The sequence below is a fragment of the Reyranella aquatilis genome (assembly GCF_020880995.1).
Classification (GTDB): Bacteria; Pseudomonadota; Alphaproteobacteria; order Reyranellales; family Reyranellaceae; genus Reyranella; species Reyranella aquatilis.
The window spans coordinates 321,443-340,537 of record NZ_JAJISD010000006.1 but is presented as its reverse complement, the minus strand read 5'-3'; the positions used below and the strand labels follow the sequence as shown (position 1 = coordinate 340,537).

The 19,095-nt window shown below is 65.9% G+C and carries 19 protein-coding genes and 1 tRNA gene; 8 read left to right on the top strand and 12 right to left on the bottom strand.

The window, feature by feature from the left end; genetic code table 11:
- The first annotated feature begins 334 nt into the window (after positions 1-334).
- Entirely contained in the window at positions 335-1,534 is a 1,200-nt protein-coding gene (locus LJ725_RS16135) for a CaiB/BaiF CoA transferase family protein (protein ID WP_230551665.1), read from the top strand.
- Here the strand turns inward: LJ725_RS16135 and lhpI are convergent.
- The 6 genes from lhpI to aroA all read right to left on the bottom strand — a co-directional run bounded on the left by lhpI (position 1,521) and on the right by aroA (position 7,335).
- Positions 1,521-2,516 carry a bifunctional Delta(1)-pyrroline-2-carboxylate/Delta(1)-piperideine-2-carboxylate reductase gene (lhpI, locus tag LJ725_RS16130; protein WP_230551664.1) on the bottom strand — a complete coding sequence of 332 codons (996 nt, stop codon included), beginning with the start codon at positions 2,514-2,516 and terminating at the stop codon, positions 1,521-1,523. The genes LJ725_RS16135 and lhpI overlap by 14 nt on opposite strands.
- Positions 2,513-2,914 carry a lipopolysaccharide assembly protein LapA domain-containing protein gene (locus LJ725_RS16125; protein WP_230551663.1) on the bottom strand — a complete coding sequence of 134 codons (402 nt, stop codon included), beginning with the start codon at positions 2,912-2,914 and terminating at the stop codon, positions 2,513-2,515. The genes lhpI and LJ725_RS16125 overlap by 4 nt, the downstream gene beginning before the upstream one ends.
- A gap of 60 nt (positions 2,915-2,974) precedes the next feature.
- Entirely contained in the window at positions 2,975-3,310 is a 336-nt protein-coding gene (gene ihfB / locus LJ725_RS16120) for an integration host factor subunit beta (RefSeq protein ID WP_230551662.1), read from the bottom strand.
- A gap of 157 nt (positions 3,311-3,467) precedes the next feature.
- Positions 3,468-5,204, bottom strand: a complete 1,737-nt coding sequence (gene rpsA / locus LJ725_RS16115) for a 30S ribosomal protein S1 (RefSeq protein ID WP_230551661.1) — start codon at positions 5,202-5,204, stop codon at positions 3,468-3,470.
- A 152-nt stretch (positions 5,205-5,356) separates the two neighbouring features.
- Complete coding sequence (locus LJ725_RS16110; protein ID WP_230551660.1) at positions 5,357-5,995, bottom strand: (d)CMP kinase; 639 nt, start codon at positions 5,993-5,995, stop codon at positions 5,357-5,359.
- A complete protein-coding gene (aroA, locus tag LJ725_RS16105; RefSeq protein ID WP_230551713.1) occupies positions 5,992-7,335 on the bottom strand; it encodes a 3-phosphoshikimate 1-carboxyvinyltransferase in 1,344 nt (447 codons plus the stop codon). Before aroA ends, LJ725_RS16110 begins: the two co-directional genes overlap by 4 nt.
- Positions 7,336-7,495: 160 nt before the next feature.
- Between aroA and LJ725_RS16100 the strand changes: the two genes are divergently transcribed.
- The 3 genes from LJ725_RS16100 to LJ725_RS16090 all read left to right on the top strand — a co-directional run bounded on the left by LJ725_RS16100 (position 7,496) and on the right by LJ725_RS16090 (position 8,430).
- Positions 7,496-7,858, top strand: a complete 363-nt coding sequence (locus LJ725_RS16100) for a TIGR02300 family protein (protein WP_230551659.1) — start codon at positions 7,496-7,498, stop codon at positions 7,856-7,858.
- Between the two features lie 56 nt (positions 7,859-7,914).
- A tRNA-Ala gene (locus LJ725_RS16095) sits at positions 7,915-7,990 on the top strand.
- Positions 7,991-8,160: 170 nt separating this feature from the next.
- On the top strand, positions 8,161-8,430 hold the full coding sequence (locus LJ725_RS16090) for a hypothetical protein (RefSeq protein WP_230551658.1): 270 nt from the start codon (positions 8,161-8,163) through the stop codon (positions 8,428-8,430).
- Between the two features lie 281 nt (positions 8,431-8,711).
- Here the strand turns inward: LJ725_RS16090 and LJ725_RS16085 are convergent, their stop codons facing one another.
- Positions 8,712-9,035 (bottom strand): hypothetical protein, encoded by a 324-nt coding sequence (locus tag LJ725_RS16085; protein WP_230551657.1) that lies wholly within the window; start codon positions 9,033-9,035, stop codon positions 8,712-8,714.
- A 221-nt stretch (positions 9,036-9,256) separates the two neighbouring features.
- Here LJ725_RS16085 and LJ725_RS16080 point away from each other — a divergent pair, with 221 nt between their 5' ends.
- Positions 9,257-11,458, top strand: a complete 2,202-nt coding sequence (locus LJ725_RS16080) for a beta strand repeat-containing protein (RefSeq protein WP_230551656.1) — start codon at positions 9,257-9,259, stop codon at positions 11,456-11,458.
- Positions 11,459-11,486: 28 nt separating this feature from the next.
- Here the strand turns inward: LJ725_RS16080 and LJ725_RS16075 are convergent, their stop codons facing one another.
- A complete protein-coding gene (locus tag LJ725_RS16075; RefSeq protein ID WP_230551655.1) occupies positions 11,487-11,813 on the bottom strand; it encodes a tyrosine-type recombinase/integrase in 327 nt (108 codons plus the stop codon).
- A 402-nt stretch (positions 11,814-12,215) separates the two neighbouring features.
- Here LJ725_RS16075 and LJ725_RS16070 point away from each other — a divergent pair, with 402 nt between their 5' ends.
- Positions 12,216-12,398 (top strand): hypothetical protein, encoded by a 183-nt coding sequence (locus tag LJ725_RS16070; protein ID WP_230551654.1) that lies wholly within the window; start codon positions 12,216-12,218, stop codon positions 12,396-12,398.
- Here LJ725_RS16070 and LJ725_RS16065 read toward each other — a convergent pair.
- Together LJ725_RS16065 and LJ725_RS16060 are read right to left on the bottom strand one after the other, a co-directional pair.
- Positions 12,395-14,176 (bottom strand): GSCFA domain-containing protein, encoded by a 1,782-nt coding sequence (locus tag LJ725_RS16065; RefSeq protein ID WP_230551653.1) that lies wholly within the window; start codon positions 14,174-14,176, stop codon positions 12,395-12,397. The two genes, LJ725_RS16070 and LJ725_RS16065, sit on opposite strands and share 4 nt — an antisense overlap.
- Positions 14,177-14,239: 63 nt before the next feature.
- The gene (locus LJ725_RS16060; protein ID WP_230551652.1) at positions 14,240-15,379 is read right to left on the bottom strand and encodes an SGNH/GDSL hydrolase family protein; all 1,140 of its coding nucleotides are present in this window, start codon (positions 15,377-15,379) and stop codon (positions 14,240-14,242) included.
- Positions 15,380-15,541: 162 nt separating this feature from the next.
- Between LJ725_RS16060 and LJ725_RS16055 the strand changes: the two genes are divergently transcribed.
- Positions 15,542-16,471 carry a metallophosphoesterase gene (locus LJ725_RS16055; RefSeq protein WP_230551651.1) on the top strand — a complete coding sequence of 310 codons (930 nt, stop codon included), beginning with the start codon at positions 15,542-15,544 and terminating at the stop codon, positions 16,469-16,471.
- 5 nt (positions 16,472-16,476) lie between these two features.
- On the opposite strand, the gene LJ725_RS16050 is transcribed toward LJ725_RS16055, so the two are convergent.
- Together LJ725_RS16050 and LJ725_RS16045 are read right to left on the bottom strand one after the other, a co-directional pair.
- Entirely contained in the window at positions 16,477-16,683 is a 207-nt protein-coding gene (locus tag LJ725_RS16050; RefSeq protein ID WP_230551650.1) for a hypothetical protein, read from the bottom strand.
- Between the two features lie 67 nt (positions 16,684-16,750).
- Positions 16,751-17,590 carry an alpha/beta hydrolase gene (locus LJ725_RS16045; RefSeq protein ID WP_230551649.1) on the bottom strand — a complete coding sequence of 280 codons (840 nt, stop codon included), beginning with the start codon at positions 17,588-17,590 and terminating at the stop codon, positions 16,751-16,753.
- Positions 17,591-17,666: 76 nt separating this feature from the next.
- On the opposite strand from LJ725_RS16045, the gene guaD reads away from it, so the two are divergent.
- Positions 17,667-19,007, top strand: coding sequence for a guanine deaminase (gene guaD, locus LJ725_RS16040; RefSeq protein WP_230551648.1), 1,341 nt, complete (start codon positions 17,667-17,669; stop codon positions 19,005-19,007).
- Positions 19,008-19,095: the final 88 nt, after the last annotated feature.

Below are 19,095 nucleotides of genomic sequence, written 5' to 3'. Positions count from 1 at the left end.
TGCTCCTTGGCTACACCGACCAAGCGCGTCGCACAACGGTCACATAACACTCTTTGTCGAAGGTGAATGCGCGAGCGCACCCATGGAGGCCGCGAATCGCAAGACGCGAGTAACTGGACTCCGTGCAACCGCACAGAGTCCACCCGTGCAATGCCCGAGTCCACGACACGGGGATCGGTGGGTGTCGGGGCGCGAAGCCCGCGCGCCTGGGCGCGCATCTATCCAGCACATTCAATGATTTACGCCGATGTTTTGCGACGCAATGGCTGGAACGATGACGGAGCCCGCCGGCGATGGCACTGTGAACGCAACTCGTTCAGCACAGGACAGGCACATGCCCGGCGCGCTCGAAGGCATCAGGATCGTCGATCTCACGAACATCATCCTCGGCCCCTACGGCACGATGCTGCTGGCCGACCAGGGGGCCGACGTCATCAAGGTCGAGGCTCCGGAGGGCGACGCGGTGCGCCACATCGGCAAGCCCGGCAAGACACCGGGCATGGGGCCGACCTATCTCTATGTGAACCGCAACAAGCGCTCGCTCTGCCTCGATCTCAAGAACAAGGAGGCCCGCGCCGCCCTGCTCAAGGTCATCGCCACGGCCGATGCCTTCGTCCACGCGCTGCGGCCGCAGGCCATCGAGGCGCTCGGTCTCGGCTACGAGGAGATCCGCAAGGTCAGGCCCGACATCGTCTATGTCGGCGCCTACGGCTATTCGGCCAACGGTCCTTACGGAAAACTGCCGGCCTATGACGATGCCATCCAGGCGCGCTTCGGCATCGCCGACCTGATGGGCCGCGCCGCCGGCGACGACGTCCCGCGCTATCCGCCGACCATCATTGCCGACAAGACGGTGGGCCTGACCTTCGCCTTCTCGACGCTTTCAGCCCTGATGCATCGCCAGCGCACCGGCGAGGGCCAGTTCGTCGAAGTGCCGATGTTCGAGACCATGTCGGCCTGGCTGATGGTCGAGCATCTGTGGGAGCGCACCTTCAGCGACGAGGGCGATGTCGGCTACACGCGCCTGCTGGCCCGCACCCGCAAGCCCTACCGGACGCTCGACGGCTGGATGGCGATCCTGCCCTACAACGACAAGCACTGGCGCAACTTCTTCGAGCTGGTCGGCCGTTCCGAGGTGCTGCAGGACCCGCGCTATTCGACCATCAACGCGCGCTCGATGCATATCGGCGAGATGTACGCGATGGTCGAAGCGCTGGCGCCCTCGAAGACCACGGCCGAATGGGTGAAGCTGCTCGACACGGCGCAGATCCCCAACGCCCCGGTGTCGAAGCCGGCCGACCTGTTCGAGGACCCCCACCTCGTCTGGCGCCAGCTCTTCAGGAAGTACCCGCATCCGTCCGAGGGCGAGATCATGATGGTCGAGCCGCCGATGACGATGAGCCGGACGCCGCCCTCGATCCGCTCGCTGGCGCCGCTGCAGGGCCAGGATTCGCGCGCCGTGCTGGCGGAGGCCGGCGTCGCTGCGGCCGACATCGAGGCGCTGAAGACGGCCGGCGCGCTTATCGAGCCGTAGCCCCGACCGCCCTCTCGACGGCAAGCTCGGCGGCAGCGAGGTCCTCCAGCGCCGCCCCGACCGACTTGAAGAGCGTGATCGACGCGGCATCGCCGGCCGCGCGGCCGGCGCGCTGGCCGCGCGCCAGTTCGAACAGGTCGGCGATCACATGCGCCTCCGAGATCGCGCCGCTGGCGAGCGGCTGGACGACGTCGCCGCCTTCCCTCAGCGCACCGGCGCGCGTGTCGACGTAGAGACGCGCCCGCTGCACCGCATGATCGTCGCTTTCGCGCATCCGGGGCGTGTAGGCGCCGACCAGGTCGACATGTTGTCCCTCGCGCAGCCACGCGCCCTCGACCAGCGGCGCTTCGGAGAGGGTGGCACACGAGATGATGTCGGCCTGCTCCACCGCGGCCTGGCGGTCGCGGACCGCCCGGACGTCGATGGCACGACCGATCACCGCCGGCAGCGATGCCGACAGCCGGGCGGCGAGCGCCTCGGCCTGGGCGGGGGTGCGCCCCCAGATGGCGACATCCGTGATCGGGCGCACCTTGGCATGAACGCGGATCAGTTCGGGCGCGAGCGCGCCGGTACCGATCATCAGCAGGCGGGTCGCATCGGGCCTCGACAGGTAGCGCGAGGCGAGGCCCGAGGCACAGGCGGTGCGCCGCTTGGTGAGCATGGTGCCGTCCAGCAGGGCCAGCGTGGCGCCGGTCGTGCCGTCGAGCAGCAGATACTGGCCATAGATCGAGGGCAGCGAGCGCTTGCCGTTGTCGGGGAACACCGTCACGACCTTGACGCCGATGCGCCCCGAGATGCCCGTGGTCCAGGCGGGCATGAGCAGAAGCATCGCATCGGCCGAGCCCGCGCCCAACGGCTCCCTGATCGGATGATGGTGCCGCACCGGCATCTCGCAGCCCGCGCGGAACTGCGCGTCGAGCCGGTCGATCAGGGCGATGTCGTCGAGGGCGGCGTCGATCTCGGCCGCCGAGAGAAGCTTCACGAAAACGGGCCGCGCACGGTGCGCGAGCCGAGCTCCGGGGCCACCAGCGCGCTCTGCCGTTCGAGCGCGCGCTGGTCGCGCGGCGCCGGACCCGCCGGCGCGGCGGCCTGCTGCGAGGCCTGCACGGCCTTGAGGCGCGCGACCTCACGATCGAGCCGGGCTGCTTCCCCGCCGGCCTCGCGTGCGCGGCGGCGATGATGCCGGCCCGCCCACCAGCCCATGCCCAACCCCGCCAGGACGCCCAGCATCAGCATGGCCACCACCAGCAGGTAGACCGGCATGACGATGACATGCGGCAGCGGCCACAGCGTGAGCTGAACGAGCTGGGTGTTGCTGACGGCGACCAGCACGCCGATCAGGATGAAGAGCAGGAAAAGGACGCGGGAAAGGATTTTCATGCGAGTCGGAGCATGCCACGGCGCGCCCCTGAAGCGCGAGGCGAACGAGTGGGCTGCAGCCTACTTCTTGTCGTCGTGCCCGGGCTCGGGTGGCAGCAGGCCGGCGGCACGTGCGGCCTCCTTGTTCAGGCGGTCGCGCAGGTCCTTGCCGGTCTTGAAATAGGGCACGCGCTTGGAAGCGACAGCGACCTGCTCGCCGGTGCGCGGGTTGCGGCCGGTGCGTGGATCGCGCTTCTTCACGGAGAACGCGCCGAACCCGCGCAGTTCGACCCGATGACCGGTTGCCAGGGCCTTGGAAATCTCGTCGAACACGGTGGCAACAATCCGCTCGACGTCCCTCTGGTAGAGGTGCGGATTCCGGGCCGCCAGGCGGGCAATCAGCTCGGACTTGGTCATCGCGATTCCATGAACGGGGCGATGCAGCCCCAGAGCACAATGATTAAGTCTTTGATATTAAACTCAATTAAGGCATCGTCAAGCCTAAGTCCTTGAAACCAAAAGAAAAGGCCGACCCTTGCAGGTCGGCCCTTCCGTAAACCTTGACGAAAACGGTCTACTTGTCGTCGTCGCCGTCGGCTTCGGCGCGCTTCTTGAGCGCCGCACCGAGGATGTCGCCCAGGCTGGCGCCCGAGTCGGACGAGCCGAAGTCGGCCATCGCCTTCTTCTCCTCGTCGAGTTCGCGCGCCTTGACCGACAGCACGACGCGGCGCGAGGCCTTGTCGATGTTGGTGATCTTGGCGTCGAGCTTGTCGCCGATCGCGTAGCGGTCGGGGCGCTGCTCGGAGCGGTCGCGGCTGAGCTCGGTCTTGCGGATGAAGCCCGGGATGCCGTCCTGCACCGTGACGTCGATGCCGTTGTCCTGGATGCCGGCCACGATGACGGTGACGACGTCACCCTTCTTGGCGACCGAACCCACCTTCTCGAACGGATCGTTGGCGAGCTGCTTGATGCCGAGCGAGATGCGCTCCTTGTCCATGTCGACGTCGAGAACCTTGACCTTGACCTGGTCGCCCTTCTTGAAGTCGCGGATCGCCTCGTCGCCGGCCTTGTCCCAGCTCAGGTCGCTGAGATGGACCATGCCGTCGATGTCGCCGGGCAGGCCCACGAACAGGCCGAACTCGGTGATGTTGCGGACCTCGCCCTCGAGCTCCGTGCCCGCCGGATACTGGTCGGCGAAGCTCTCCCACGGGTTGGCCATGCACTGCTTGAGGCCGAGCGAGATGCGGCGCTTGGACATGTCGACGTCCAGCACCATCACTTCGACTTCCTGCGAGGTCGACACGATCTTGCCGGGGTGCACGTTCTTCTTGGTCCAGCTCATCTCGGAGACGTGGACCAGACCCTCGACACCCGGCTCCAGCTCGACGAACGCGCCGTAGTCGGTGATGTTGGTGACGCGGCCCTTGAGCTTGAGGTTGACCGGGTACTTCGCACCCGCGCCATCCCACGGATCGCTCATCAGCTGCTTCATGCCGAGCGAGATGCGCTGCGTCTCGGGGTTGAAGCGGACGACCTGCACCTTGACCTGCTGGCCGATGGTGAGGGCTTCCGACGGATGGTTGATGCGCTTCCAGGCGATGTCGGTGACGTGCAGCAGGCCGTCGACGCCACCCAGATCCACGAACGCGCCGTAGTCGGTGATGTTCTTGACCACGCCGTCGAGCACCTGGCCCTCCGACAGGGCGCCCATCAGGCGCGTACGGTCCTCGGCGCGGGTCTCTTCCATGACGGCGCGGCGCGACACGACGATGTTGCCGCGGCGACGGTCCATCTTGAGGATCGCGAACTGCTGGGCCTGGCCCATCAGCGGACCGACGTCGCGCACCGGGCGCACGTCGACCTGGCTGCCCGGCAGGAAGGCCACGGCGCCCGACAGGTCGACCGTGAAGCCACCCTTCACGCGGCCGAAGATCGTGCCCATGACGCGTTCCTGATCGGTGAACGCCTTCTCGAGGACGGTCCAGGCCTCTTCGCGGCGAGCCTTGTCGCGCGACAGGACGGCTTCGCCTTCCTTGTTCTCCATGCGGTCGACGAAGATGTCGACGGTGTCGCCTTCCTTGACCTCGGGGGCACCGGTGCCGCCGTTGGCGAACTCACGCAGCGCGACGCGGCCCTCGGACTTGAGGCCGACATCCACCACGACGAAATCATTTGCGATGCGAATGACGCGGCCCTTGACGACCGTGCCTTCGAAGCTCGACGAACCGCCCAGCGATTCTTCGAGGAGTGCGGCGAACTCGGCGCTTGCGGCGTCGTTCGCGCGGGAACGCAGGGCGCTGCCCTTAGCCATACAGACTCTCCTTCATCGATCCCGGGCGAAACGCTGCCGCCCGTCGGCCAACCGGTTAAGTCCGGCGGATCCACTGCCTTTGAAACACCGACGCAGGGACGACACGTCCCGGCGCAATCGCCGCTGGAAGTCTTCGATCCGCCGGCGGCGACTTACGGCCCGGAAGATCGAAAGCCCTTGCGCTCGATGAACGCCAAAGCGGCGGCGAAGGCCGCATCGGCATCCATGTCGCTGGTATCGAGGTGGTAAGCATCGGGTGCGGCTTTGAGTGGTGCTGCCGCCCGTTCGCTGTCGCGACGGTCCCGCTCCGCCATCTCGGCAAGAACGCGCGGCTTTATAGTGTCCACCCCCTTGGCGCGCAACTCCCGGTACCGGCGTTCCGCCCGCGCCTCGGCGCTGGCCGTCACGAACAGTTTCACCGGGGCCTCGGGGCAGATGACGGTGCCGACATCGCGCCCGTCGAGCACGGCGCCGGCCGCCTGCAGGGCAAATTTTTTCTGGAAATCCAACAACTTGGCCCGAACCTCCGGCATCGCGGCGACCTTCGAGGCGGCCTGCCCGGCCACGTCCGTGCGCAGTTCGGGATCGGCGAGATCGGCCGGATCCAGGCCGGCGGCGACCTCTTCCGGCGGCCGCCCGGTCTTTTCCGCCTTCAGCCCGACCGCCCGGTAGAGCAGGCCGGTATCGAGGTGGGGCAGGCCGAAATGAGCCGCCAGACGCCGCGCCAGCGTGCCCTTGCCGGCCGCCGACGGCCCGTCGATGGCGATGACGATGACGGCCGTCCGGCTCACGCCGCCTCGATTCGGGCCCCGAGGGCGCCCATCAGGCGGGCGAAGCCCGGGAAGCTGGTGTCGATCGGCGAGCCGTCGTCGACCGCCACGCCGTCTCGCGAGGCCAGCCCCAGAACGAGAAACGACATGGCGATGCGATGGTCGAGATGGGTCACGACCGTCCCACCGCCGGCCGGCGCCGCGCCGGTGCCGTGCACGAACAGCGTGTCGGCGCCCATTTCGTGCTTCACGCCGTTGACTGCGAGACCGGCCGAGACGCTGGCCAGCCGGTCGCTTTCCTTGGCCCGCAGTTCGGCCAGGCCCAGCATGCGGGTGGTGCCGCGGGCGCAGGCCGCCGCGACCGCCAGGATCGGATATTCGTCGATCATCGAGGGCGCGCGCTCGGGCGGCACCTCGACACCCTGGAGTTCGCCGCCCCTGACGCGCAGATCCGCCACCGGTTCGCCGCCGACCTCGCGCTGGTTCTCGGCCGTGATGTCGGCACCCATTTCGCGCAGCGTGTCGTAGAGGCCGGCGCGCAACGGGTTGAGGCCGACATTCTCGACCGTGACGTCGCTGCCCGGCCGGATCGCCGCCGCCACGACCGCGAAGGCCGCCGACGAGGGATCGCCCGGCACCACGATGTCGCGCGCCTTGAGTTCGGGCCAGCCGACCACCGTGATGCGCTTGCCGCCGCCTTCGGCCGGCAGGACCCGCACCTCGGCGCCAAAGTGGCGCAGCATGCGCTCGGTATGGTCGCGGGTGGCCTCGGGTTCGATCACCGTGGTTTCGCCGGTCGTGTTGAGACCGGCCAGGAGAATGGCGCTCTTCACCTGGGCCGACGCCACGGGCAGGCGATATTCGATCGGCACCATCTCATCCGTTCCGACGATGGCGAGCGGCATGCGCCCGCCCTCCCGCGCCTCGAAGCGGGCGCCCATCTGCGACAGCGGCACGATGACCCGTTGCATCGGCCGGCGGCGCAGCGAGGCATCGCCGGTCATGAAGCTGGTGAAGCGGTGGCTGGCCAGGATGCCCGACAGCAGGCGGGCCGAGGTGCCGGAATTGCCCAGATCCAGCACGTTGTCCGGCTCGCGCGCACCACCGACGCCGAATCCGCGCACGCGCCATGCACCGCCGCCTTCATGATCGACCTGCGCGCCCAGCGCCCGAAGGGCCGCGGCGGTGGCGAGGACATCCTCGCCTTCCAGCAGGCCGGTGATCTTGGTTTCGCCCAGCGCAAGCGCGCCGAACATCAGGGAGCGATGGGACACCGACTTGTCGCCGGGTGCACGGACGCGTCCCTGCAACCGGTCCACGGGACGGGCGATCAGCTTGGCCGGAGCGGCGTGAGCGGACAGGGCGGACTCCACGGCAGGAAGGTCGGACGGAAAGCCGCACGGCGGCGCGGCGCCCTCCTAGCATGCCGGAATTTGCTTTTGACAGGGTGAAAGACGCGTGACATACGCGCTCCCTCGCGGCCCGTTCGGCCGTTTCCAGCTTATTTGCAGGAGATTCAGCGTGGTCAAGGCAAGCTGGGGCACCAAACGCACCTGCCAGAGCTGTGCAGCGCGCTTCTACGACCTGAACAAGAGCCCGATCAAATGCCCGAAGTGCGGGCGTGAGCACGATCGCGAGGACTTCGTGAAGGTCCGCCGGGGTCGCGGCGCCGCCGCGGCGACCGCGGCCGCCGCCGCCGCCGCGGCTGCGGCAGCCGCCAAGGCAGCCGCCGCCAAGAAGAAGGTGGACGATCTGGACGGTGACGACCTGCCCGATGCGGACGGCGACGACGCGCTGTCGCCCGACGATCTGGACGATGACGAGGACGATCTCGAAGTCGAGGTCGAAGTCGAGGTCGACGACAAGGGAGAGGGCGACCGCTAGAGGCAGTTGCAAGCGCGCGAGGCTTTAACTATACCTCCCGCCTTCCCAAGGATTTCGGGGCCATAGCTCAGCTGGGAGAGCGCTACAATGGCATTGTAGAGGTCAACGGTTCGATCCCGTTTGGCTCCACCAAATAGAAAAGGGCTCAGTCGGAAACGACTGGGCCCTTTAGTTTTTGCGAGAACACGCGCGGGACACAATCGCCCGGCTTTCGATCGGCTAGAATCGAATTTCTCCATCTGCTGTGTGGGCGTCCGCCACACGCCAGTCGGATGGCAGATGGCTAGAACCGGGGGATGTGCGTGAACCCGGCAATCTTGGAGTTGCTCACTGAGCTGGAGGAAACGCCAGATCTAACGCTCGACTGGACGAATACGCGGCAGCGCATAGTCGACCTCCATAGAGATGCCGAGACATTTGATGAGCGCGGACTTGTTCTCAAATTTTACGTCACTCTGATGAACAGCGTCGAATCCCTGAAGCTCGTGGCTGATATCGACGCATTCAAGGAAGCTCGCCGCAAAGACTACAATGCCCTCCGCATATCGGAATCAACGAACGGAAGGATGTAGTCCCAAGCAAATTGCTAGCGGTACTGCGCCGGGAAATCGCGGCGGGCCACACGGATGAGAGTCATGAGCTATATGATTTGGCGAAGCTTGGTGACGATCTACAAACGCCCCCACAGGCACCTGTCCGTACTTCTTGGTGGAAAACGCCAATCGGCCGCGGGCGGAGCCCTTTATTCGACAGACAAGCGGTCTCCCCTCAAGACTGCGGCAAGCATCTAGCCCCAGAGTTACCCTCCGCAGTTCCGTGTGCCTACTCAGCATCATCGTCTTTGAACCACTCCCTATACCGAGACCCGGAACCGTTCTTCAGTCGCGCGCAGATCGTTGACCGCGTCGAGTGACGAATCCGCCTTCCCAATATTCCAGGCTAAGCCATGCGGACGCGCACGCTCACCCGGCACCCGCCAGATTTCCAAGTCTTGCAGAACACTCTGAAAGAACTCCTCGCCATCTTCTCCGTAGAAGCCCGGCCGCGTCGTAGTCTGTGATGGTCTAACGCGCCGATAGAAGGACACGCGAACAGCGACATCTTCAGCTTTCAGCAGCGCTCCATCAGCCTGCAATCCATCGACAATCAGCGAACGAAGAAAAAACGGCCGCAGCATCGCCTTCCCCGTGATCGGGCTAACGTGGGCGCGGCGGCGGCGCCTCTGGCCAGGGTCTTGCGGGCTTCACATTCCAGAGCGTCTCTCGCGCGCGCGAGAATTAGCAAGCGGAAAAGCCCGAGCCAGCCGGACTGTCGGATAAGAGGCAAAGGAGATTCAGTGCTTGTTACCAGTCACTTTCTATTCACCATGCCCGCAAATAATTCTTTGGGGGCTCATAGATGGCAACGATTCTTCAAACTACGGATACCCACGTCTCCACCAGCCCCGCATACACGCTGAGCCCGGGTGACTATTTTTACCAAGTAGCCGGCATCAGTTTGACCACCACTGATGGGAGTCTTCCTGCCATCCTCGCAACTGGAAGTGGAACCGTCGACATCCATGGCACAGTATTTTCGCCGAACGTTGCGATCGGCGGACCTCTCACAGCGGTGATCGTCGCATCGGGCGCCGATGTCACCGGCGGTTCGACCGGTCTGCAGACACTCAACACAAGTACTCAAAACCACTACGCGATCAACGGGAGCCTGACTGGAGGAACATACGGCCTCAATTCCTCCGGGTCGAACATGCTATATCTGCACGTCGGAGCGACCGGTATCGTGACCGGGTTAGACTCGAACGGCATAAATCTGAATCATGACATCGTGTTCGCTTCCATCGATGGAAGCGTGTCCGGCGTGCAGGGCATCGGGCAGTCGTCCACCAACGGCTTCTTCGTACTCAACATTACTGCGGGCGCGAAGGCCACGGCTACGTCTTCCTATGGCATCAGTTTCGCCAATAGCGGCTACCTGGCGATCAATGGACAAGCAGCCGGCACCACCGGCATCAACAGCACAACGGTTCAACAAGTTACGATCACGGTAGGTACGAGCGGCAGCGCCGCCGGGTCGTGGGGCGACGGCATTGCTTTCATGTCGCAGTCGGCAACGATTGCGATCAATGGCGGCGTGAACGGTTCGTTCAATGGTCTGCGCGGTGCGGCGAGCCTGGGCACGAGCAGCATTGCGGTCGGTGCGGACGGCTTTGTCAGCGGTGGCTACTACGGCATTTACGTGGACAACAACGCGACCGTCAGTGTCGCAGGCACTGTGAGCGGCATCAATTCCTGGGGCATCCAGACCGGGACATACAGCGAGGCCGGCGAAATCTATGTCCATGCCGGTGGTCTCGTCACGGGCGGCGGCGGATCCGGCGGCGGCGCCGTCAGAACCCGTGGCACGCACGTCATCACCAATGACGGAACGATCTCGTCGACAGACGGGGTCGGCGTACTTGCCGATGGCGCTGGCTACCTGCTCAATACAGGGATCATCTCGGGCAGCACAGTCGGCATCCTCTATACCGATACCTTCAGCACCAGCGACGTGCTGACGACCGTGAACACGGGAACGATATCAGGCGGCCCGAATCCGCTGATCGCGGTCGGTCCGAACTTCTTCGCCTACGACGCGACAGGAAGTATCGGAACCGATCGCTTCATCAATGAGGGCGATATCATTGGCGACGTTCGACTGGGGCAGCATTCCGGCAGCAACTTCGTCAATGCGGGAACCCTCATCGGTAGCGTCTATCTTGGAGCTGGCGGTCAAGTCGCCAACTCGGCCCTTGGGACCGTGTCCGGGATGATGGTTGGGGGGACGGGGAACGACGCCATTGTCGGCGGCCAGAACGGCGGCTTGCTGCTGGGCAATGCCGGGAATGACATGATTTACGCCAATCCGACGCAAGCCGCGGCAGACAATCACGCGACGGCCACGCTAGCGGGCGGTACGGGGACCAACGCACTCTACGGGGGTGGCGGATTCAACGTATTCGTCGGTGGAGACACCAATGGCGGATACAATCAAATATGGGGCGGTGCTTCGGGGATGTCCGGGCTTTCGTTGGACTTCACCAACAACACCATCACCTTTGCCTCTCTCAGTCCGAGCCAGAGCGTTTATGTCGATCTGTTGAATGGCCATAACGCCTATATCAACAGCGGCCCCAATCAGAGTGGCAGCTACGTCTACGAAGATTCGATCATCAACGTGCCGAATGTCATCGGATCGTCGAGCGGTGACGTGATCATCGCGGACAATGGAATTGATCGGATTCAGGGAAATGGCGGTGCCGATGCGCTGTATGCCGGCACTGGCCCGTCGAGCCAGGATACATTCGTGTATACATCTTACGCAGACAGCAATCTTAACACCGGCTATGACACCATCGTCGGCTTCAAACTTGGTATCGATAAGATCGACCTGTCGGCCCTGTTTACCGACGGCTCTCATCTTGCGATCTCTACGGCCGGCACATCCAATACGCTCTACATCGAGGTCACACCCGGCACCTTCAATCCCGCTACGGACCTGGCCTTGATCGTCAATGCGACGACAAATCTGGGCCTCACGGCGGTGGATTTCATATTCTGAACATCAGAGATTCATGCCTTCAAATGCTTCAGTAGGCATGAGCTGAACAAGGCAGGGGCTTGTCGCGCTTTAGACAGGCCTCTGCGCGCACCGGATCGAACTGCAGATGGGCATATCGCTGAGTCGTTGACGCCTGCGTATGCCCCAGCACCTTACCCACCAGATAGAGCGAGTCGCCGTCCACGATCGCGAAGCTGGCGAAGCCATGGCGAAGATCGCGCAGTCGCACCCCGTCCAGCCCCGCCAGCCTGACGAGTTTGCGCCAGATCGCCGGCACGCCCAGGTGATAGCCCTTCCCTCTGCTGGCTGGAAAAACCCAGGTGGAGGCGGCGGAGCGCGGCAACTTGGTCAGCACGTCCAGCGCAGGCGCCCCCAGCGGGATGACCTTCGCCCCTGTCTTGGAATGGGGAGTGGCAGCGCCCCGCGTGCGAAGTCGACGTAATCCCAGCGGAGCGAGGCAATTTCCGTCCCCCGCGCACAGGTCCCGATCAGCAGGCGGACGATGGCCAAGCTCCACCATTGTCCCCTTGCGGGGACACTCGGGAAAACTCGGCAAAACTACAATGGCATTGTCGAGGTCAACGGTTCGATCCCGTTTGGCTCCACCAAATAGAAAAGGGCTCAGTCGGAAACGACTGGGCCCTTTGTCTTTTGCGGATGCTCCCGCCGCGCCGGACTTTCTGTTAACACTATCGCTTTCCGGCAGCCGACGGACCGTGCCAGCAGGATGCCTCGCGCTCGCAAACCCAGGAAGAAGATGGGACGCCCGCCCAAGCCGGGCGGTGCTGGCGTGCTCGTCGCCGCGCGGCTTCCCCCGACGCTCGCCGCGGCACTGGACCTATATGCCGACATCGCCGGGATCGGGCGCAGCGACGCCGTGCGACGGCTGATCGAAGCCGGCCTCAGGGCGATGCTGCGGCGCCGGCCTGGACCGTCCTAGACAGGCTCGTCGGGCGCAGCGGCTTCACACCGGGCACGGAACGGCAGCGTCCGGCCGACGCGCTGCGCCAAACCGACGAACCAGTCGCGCGCACCCTTCTGGCGCAACGGGCCTGCGGCGATCTCGCGCCGTCGCAGTTCGGCGCGCAGCCGCAGCGCCGTCTTGTCGCCCGGAGAAACCACGAGGATGCGATCGACCCACTCGGCGGCCTCGGCCCAGCGTCCCTGCGCGGCGAGGAAATCGGCGAAGGCCGACTGGTAGGCGACCTGCTCGGCCAGCTGGTTGCACTCCCGATAGAAGGTCTCGGCCTCATCGACCCTGCCGAGTTTCTCTAGGAAGCGCGCCTTCCAGTAGATCACCAGCGGTCTCGAGACGAGGTCGTGGGTCGTGCGGTCGAGCAGCGCCAGCCCTTCCTCGAAACGGTTCAGATGATAGTAGGCGATGATGCGCTGGAGCGACCCATTCAGCCTCAACGGCCGATCGCGCCGGACGACGAAGGCCTCGGACGCCTTCTCCGCGTGGAGGGCCGCCTCCTGATGGCGTCCGGTGTCGTTGTAGTAGCGGGCCAGCAGATTGCGGGCGGCCACGTTCTCCTTCGCGTCGAGCAACTGCAGCAGCAGCTTCTCGGCGACCGCGCCGTTGCCCGCCCGGATCTGCGCCCGCGCCAGCGCGAGGGCCAACGCGGGATCGCCGGCATTCTCCGCCCACGCCTTCTGCAGGCGCTTGAGGCCGGCCCGGAATAACCCCGCCTGCATGTCCGCGCGGGCCCGCTCGATGACATCGGTGACCGCCTCGCCGCCCGCCGCGCCCGCGTAGCGACGGATCATGCGATCGACGTTGAAGCGCACCAGAGCGCCCTCGATGTGGACCTGGTCGTTGGCGTAGGCAATCGAGCGGTCGGTCAGGATCACGCTCTCGTAGGACGGGAAGTATTCGATGTGCTCGTGGCGGGCGACCAGCGGTTCGACCGCCGCGCGCAGCACCGACTTGCTGTAAGTGTTCGCCACCGCCACGTCCGACGCCGTGAACGTCGCCTGGAGCGGCACCGGCGACACGGTCAGGATCACGCGATGGCCCTTCGGGCACACCCGGCCGAGCAGGGCGATCAGCTCCTCAAGGGAAGCCACAACCTCGTTGTAGTCGAGGATGTGCAGTTCGAACCGCGAGGGATCGGAGCGGATCGCGCTCTTGGGCGGCGGACAATTGACGTAGAGGCAGGAGAGGGTGTCGTACCAGGCCTCGATCAGCCCCAGCGTGATGAGCACGACATGGCTGCCGGCGAGGCTACGGTAGATGGTGCTGATGGCGTCGCGCCGGCGAGCGATCGCCTCGGCCGCCAGCGGTCGAAAGCCGGAAGGAAGCTGCAGATCGACGTAGCGATCGCGCCCCATTTGAAAGGCATGCCTTTCGAGATCGAAGGCATCCTGTCCGAATGCCCAGCGGATCTGCGGCGCGATCGCCGCCGGAACGTAGTTGTTCAGGACCGCACCGCGGTCGCCTCCCCAATTGATCGAGGGATCGTCGCCCAGCGCCCCGTGAAGGGCGAGCGTCGGCACGTCGAAGCCGCGATCGGCGAGCGCACGCTCGACGTTGCGGGCAAAGCACGAGCCGATGGTGAAGATGCGCTGTCCCGGTTCGAGCGAGAAGCGTGGCTTGAACGAGGGATCGGCAAAATAGGCAAACCGGTTGGCCGGGTCTTCGCGCGTCGGCCAGCGATTGTCGGGGTTGGCCTTCAACGCATCGAAGGCATCGGAGGCGCTCATGCGTCTGACGGGCACCAGTGCCTCTTACGATGTATCCGCAGACTGCAGATACAGAGGTTCCGCCGGAGCGTCCAGCCGCTAGCGGCCGTCCGTGCGGGCCACCAGCTTCAGCCGCTCCAATTCGGCCAGCACCAGGCCGGCCACGATGCGGTTGCCCTCGGCCGAGTGATGGTCGGAGCGATAGAGCGCATCGACGCCCTTGGCATCGACGACGGACTGCATCGGCCGGGCGAGATCGAAGGGAATGAGGCCCGCGCCGCTCGCGCAGCCCATCACCTTGTCGATCGAACGCCGGTCGGCGTCGCGGCGCGCCGCGCTCTGCGTCCAGTACTCGCGGCTGTATTGCGCCATCACCACGACCGGCACGCCGAGCGCGGCGAGCCGCGGCATCAGCAGGCAGACGATCGCCTCGCCGCTGCCGGCGGGCGCGCCGCGGACCTCGTCGAAGTACCACCCGCGCTGCAGGCCCAGCCGCTGCACGATCAGGTCGGCCAGCGCGAAGCGTCCCAGCCAGCGCGCCGGCTCGGGCAGGGGAACCGGCGCGTTGGGCTGGCCGGGCACCGGCACGTTGTGCAGCGCGAGCTTGCCGCCGGTCTCGGTGAAGTACGGCTTCTCGCGGCTCCACGCGACCTTCAACTCGCTGCGCCGGATGTCACCCGGCGTGAAGCTCATGACGACGAACAGCGGCTTCACCTTCGGCACCAGCCGCTCGGTGCTGAGCGCGGTCTGGTCGAACGCGTAGCCGCTGACGCCGGCATTCACCACCTTGCGGCCGGTCAGCGCCTGCAGTTCGGCAGGCCAGGTCTCGTCGTCGTTCACCTCATCGCCCTTGGCGAAGGACGAGCCCGTCACCAGCACCGGCGGTTCGGCGAGGACGGATCTCGCGCTGGTGCGGCGGAAGCCGTCGGCATCGGCATTGTAGGTGCGCGAGACGCAACCCGGCGGCGACGTCCAGCCGATCTCGGGATCGAACGCATACTGGCACCGGATGCTCGCGACGTCCGGCCCCGTTCCCATCCGCTCGCGCGCGAGGTTCGGCCAGTGCGTCAGGCTGCCCGGGCCGGACAGCAGCAGGCGGCATCCCAGTTCGAGCAGCAGCAGCGACACCAGGATCGAGCCGGCCATCAGCGCGATCGTCGCCGCCTTGCCGGAACTTCTTGAACGGAGCTTTCGCTCGCCTTTCGGGGCAGCGGTTGCCGCCTCACGATCGACGCTCATGCCTTTGGACCTCTCATCGGGCACCGTTTAGCGTTTGAACATCCCGGTGGGGATGTGACGCTCGGTCGTAGGAGTAGGAAAGTCGGAAGGCGAAATTTGGGCTGCCACGCTCCCCGCCTCTGGTAAGAAGGCGCCTGCCTTCGTCCGACGAGGAACCGACGCGTGACCGATGCCGCCCGAGGCCGTGACCCGCACTGGGCTGCCGCGCGGCGGCGGATCGAGCAGGGCGACCATCTCTGCGGTCCCGACGGTCCCCGCCCGCGCCGCCGCAAGGCGATCTTCACGCGGCTGCTCGACCTGTTCGCCTGGGGATTGAAACGAACGCCGCTGTACCGCCGCGGCGTGCACAATGCCCTCGACCTGCGGCGGACCGAGTTCGAGGTCGCGATCCCCGGCCTGCCGCCGGCGTTCGACGGCTACCGCATCCTTCACGTGAGCGACACGCATCTCGACGTGCTGCCCGACCTGGTGCCGGCCGCCCACCGCCTGCTCGACGGAGTCGAGGTGGACCTGCTCGCCGTCACCGGCGACGTCCATGGCGACCACCATGCGCCCGTTGCGGCGTCGGCCGGGCATCTGGTGGCGGCGCTGCGCGGCGTTCTTGTCGACGGCCCTCGCCTCGCCATCCTCGGCAATCACGATTCGGAGGCGATGGCCGATACACTGGAGAGACTTGGCTTCGACGTTCTGATCAACCGCTCCATCGTCATCGAGCGGGGGCGTGACCGGCTGGGCATTACCGGGCTGGACGACGTGAACAGCTTCTACACGGAGGCCGCCCGCCGGGCGCTGGATGGCTCGAGCGAGGCCTGCCGCATCGCCCTCATCCATTCCGCCGAGATGGCCGATCACGCCGCCGAGGCGGGCTACGCGCTCTACCTCGCGGGCCATACCCATGGCGGCCAGATCTGCCTGCCCGGCGGACGGCCGGTGTTCAGCACGCTGACCCGGTGCCACCATGGCGCGGTCGGTCTCTGGCGACACGGCACGATGACCGGCTACACGAATTCGGGCCTCGGCGTCGCCTATCCGCCGGTGCGTTTCAACTGCCGCGGCGAAGTGGCGATCATCACCCTGCGCGGCGTCGCCTGAGGCGTTCAACCCGGCGGGCCCTCGGACGGCGTGGCATGGAGGCAGGCGAAGCCCGCATCCGTCAGTTGCGGAAAGTCGCGGTTTCCCGTGACCAGTCCCAGGCGCGCCAGACTCAAGAGCTCCTGGCGGATACCGAGGCCGGTCAGCGACAGGCCCAGCGCGAGGCGGCGCACGACGACCTGCTGGGAGGGATTGAGTTCGCGAAACTTCATGACCGGCCGCAGGCTAGACGCGGTTGCTTACGAGGCCCTGACGCCGGCCGCGGTCGCCTCGCCGATGTTAGCCGCCGGACCGGCCGAGTCGCGCCGCCGTGGTGGCCAGCGAACCGTCCGCCGCTTCGAGTTGGTCCATGATCGAGAAATGGTTGAGACCCGCCAACGGCAGCAGCTCGCTCGGCAGGCCCACCGCCTGACGCGCCTCGTGATAGGCGACGGACTGGCGCTGCAACTCGGGCAGCTCGCCGGTGCCGTAGGCCAGGACGACCGGCGCGCTCTTCTTCGGCAGGTGCAGGATCGGACTCGTTTCCGCCGCCTCCGCCGCGGTCAGGCGCAGATTGTCGTTGAGATAGTTCAGGCGGCAGGGTTCGACGTCGTAGATGCCGCTGATCGCGAGGCCGGCGTCGACTTCGTCCATGGCCAGCGTCGTCGCGGTGAGATGACCGCCCGCCGACCAGCCAGACACGACCAGCCGTCCCTGCCCGACCCCATGGCGGGGCCCCTCGCGCCGCAGCCAGCGCACCGCTTCGGCGATCTCGGCGACGATCGCCGGAAGGGTCGCCTCCGGGGCGAGCGTGTAGCCGAGGAAGGCGACGTCCATGCCGTTGGCGAGCGGACCCGCCGCCATGCAGGCGAAAGTCTCCTTGGCATTGCGCTGCCAGTAGCCGCCATGGATGAAGGCGAATAGCGGGGCCTTCACCGTGCCACAGCGGAACAGGTCGAGCTTGTTGCGAGGGCGCGGACCGTAAGCGAGATCGAGAGCGTCGGGATGAGCCGCCCGGAACTGCTCGCTGCGCGCGATCCACCCGTCGCGGCGCGTGCCGGAATCGGCGACGGCATCGGTATTGTTGTAGCCCCTGTCGAGTTCCGCCCGCGTCATGCCACGCCACACGATCTCGCTCATCCCAGCCTCTTTCGTTTCACGTCCTCCTCTTAGCACGCCCTTCCCTGCTTTGCGGTTCGGTGCGAACGTCGGCGCGATGATTTCGCCCTCGCAACCGACGGCCGTTCGCGGCCCCGCGCTCACCTTCACGGGCGATCCGTTCCGCGACGGGCTCGATCGCACGATGATCCACGAGCCCGACGCGATCGTCGTCATGCAGGACGGTCTCATCACGCAGTTCGGCCCGGCCGCCCGCATCGCGCCGCTGCTGCCGCCGGGCACCGAGGTGCGGGATTTCGGCAGGAACGCGCTGATCTCGGCGGGCTTCGTCGACACGCACGTTCATTTTCCGCAGATGCCGATGATCGCCAGCTACGGCACGCAGCTCCTCGACTGGCTCGAGCGCTACACCTTTCCGACCGAGCAGAGGTTCGCCGACCGTGCCTACACGCGCGAGGTCGCACGCCGGTTCCTGCGGGAGAGTCTGCGTAATGGAATCACCACGAGCTGCGTCTATGGCACCGTCCACGCGCATTCGGCCGATATCCTGTTCGAGGAAGCCGAGGCGCTCGGCCTGCGGCTGGCCGCCGGCAAGGTCCTGATGGACTGTCACGCGCCAGAGGCTCTGCGCGATACCCCACAGTCCGCCTACGACGAGTCGCTGGCGCTCATCCGGAAGTGGCACGGTCGCGGACGTCTGCTCTATGCGATCACGCCCCGGTTCGCCTGCACCAGTTCGCGCGAGCAGCTGGCTGCCGCGGGGACACTGTGGCGGGAGCATCCTGACTGCCTCATGCAGACGCATCTCTCCGAGACAGAGGCCGAGGTGGCCCGGATCAGGGAACTGTTCCCCGAGCGCCGCTCCTATCTCGACGTCTACGACCACTACGGTCTCTGCCGGAAAGGCGCCGTGTTCGGCCATGGGATCTGCCTGGACGAAGAGGAGCTGCAGCATCTGCATGCGACGGGGGCGGCCATCGCCCATTGCCCCACATCGAACTTCTTCCTCGGCAGCGGCGTGTTCGACATCGCGCGCGCCAGGCGCGCCGACCGGCCTATCCGGGTTGGCCTCGGCACCGATCTTGGTGCCGGCACCTCCTTCTCGATCCTGCAGACGCTCAACGAGGCCTACAAGGCCGCCCAGCTCAATCGCCATCCCCTGTCGGCCGCCCATGCCTACTATCTCGCGACCCGAGGCTCGGCGACCGCGATGCATCTCGAGGACAAGGTCGGCAGCATCGCCCCGGGCATGGAGGCGGACCTCGTCGTGCTCGACATGCGCTCGACGCCACTGATCGACTTCCGCATGGATGAGGCCCGCGACTTCGGCGAACAGCTGTTCGTCCAGATGATCCTGGGCGACGACCGGGCGGTGCAGGCGACCTACGTCGCCGGCCACCCCGTCCATGACCGCGGACGTGGGGTCTGCTTCCCCTAGTATTAATTTTCAGTGTCGGACCATAAATATGGTGGCCGCACGCCCAATTTCGGCTTAGGCTCCCTTTGGTAGCTGAGGGAGGGTTTTT